We start from the raw sequence: 1591 nt of genomic DNA on the forward strand, positions 1-1591 counted from the left end.
TCGCTCCCATTGGGCCAGCTTGATCCAGGTGGATTTCAGCTCGGTGTATTTGTCGAAGGCGTGCAGTGATTTGTCACGACCGTTGCCTGATTGCTTGAAACCGCCGAACGGGGCAGTCATATCGCCGCCGTCGTATTGATTGACCCATACGCTGCCTGCGCGCAGTGCTTTGGCGGTCAGGTGTGCTCTGGAGATATTTGCAGTCCACACGGCAGCAGCCAGGCCATAAGGCGTGTCGTTGGCTATCTGTATCGCTTCTTCGTCGCTGTCAAACGTCAGCACTGAAAGTACCGGGCCGAAGATCTCCTCTTGGGCGATCTTCATGGCGTTGTTCACGCCGTCGAAAATGGTCGGTTCGACGTACGTGCCGCCGGTTTCCTGCAGAATGCGCTTGCCGCCCGCAACCAGTCTGGCACCCTCGGCGTGACCGGCTTCGATGTAAGACAGCACTGTGTTCATCTGCTGGGTGTCGACCAGCGCGCCCACATTGGTCGCAGGGTCCAGCGGATTGCCGGGCTTCCAGGTGGCCAATGCCTCAAGCACCATCGGCAGAAAGCGTTCCTTGATAGAGCGCTCGACCAGCAGCCGAGAACCGGCAGTGCAGACTTCGCCCTGATTGAAAGCAATTGCGCTGGCGGCTGCGTCGGCGGCGGCCTGCAAATCCGGCGCGTCGGCAAAGACGATATTCGGGCTTTTGCCACCGGCTTCCAGCCAGACGCGTTTCATGTTCGACTCGCCTGCGTAAATCATCAGTTGTCTGGCGATTTTGCTCGAACCGGTAAACACCACGGTATCCACGTCCATATGCAGCGCCAGCGCCTTGCCGACGGTATGACCGTAACCCGGCAATACGTTGAGCACGCCCGCAGGAATGCCTGCCTCGATGGCCAGCTGCGCAATACGAATGGCGGTCAGCGGAGACTTCTCCGACGGCTTCAGGATCACGGAATTGCCGGTGGACAGTGCAGGACCAAGCTTCCAGCAAGCCATCATCAACGGGAAGTTCCACGGCACGATGGCGGCGACGACACCGACCGGCTCTCGGGTAACCAGGCCCAATTGGTCATGAGGCGTTGCGGCGACCTCGTCATACAGCTTGTCGATGGCCTCACCGCTCCAGCTCAGGGCTCTGGCAGCACCAGGAATGTCGACGCCGAACGAGTCGCCAATCGGCTTGCCCATGTCCAGGGTTTCAAGCAAAGCCAGCTCTTCGGCATTTTGCTTGAGCAGCCCGGCGAAACGGATCATGGTTTCCTTGCGTTTGGCCGGAGCCAGTCGCGACCAGGCACCTGAGTTGAAGGCGCTGCGCGCACTGTCGACAGCGCGTTGCGCGTCAGCGGTGTCGCAACTGGCGACCTTGGCAAGCATCCGGCCATCGACCGGGCTGATGCAATCAAACGTCTCGCCGGAGGAGGCTGCGGTGTATTCACCTTGAATGAAGGCACGGCCTTCGATCTTCAAATGCTGGGCGCGTTGCTCCCAGTCAGCACGAGTCAGGGTGGTCATTTGCATGTCCTCCTCTTGTTGAATGTGGGTGTGTCATGGTTGATTAAAGACACAATCTGAAATTTTTCAGGAGGCGCTGCAAAAA

1 protein-coding gene is annotated in these 1591 nt (G+C 58.9%); it reads right to left on the minus strand.

Going from position 1 to position 1591, the window contains the following annotated elements; genetic code table 11:
* Window positions 1-1506: aldehyde dehydrogenase (locus tag ALO64_RS08960; protein WP_157058647.1), on the minus strand; the 1506-nt coding region annotated here is incomplete at its 3' end.
* Window positions 1507-1591 lie beyond the last annotated feature (85 nt).

This window comes from Pseudomonas meliae (assembly GCF_001400515.1).
GTDB lineage: Bacteria > Pseudomonadota > Gammaproteobacteria > Pseudomonadales > Pseudomonadaceae > Aquipseudomonas > Aquipseudomonas amygdali.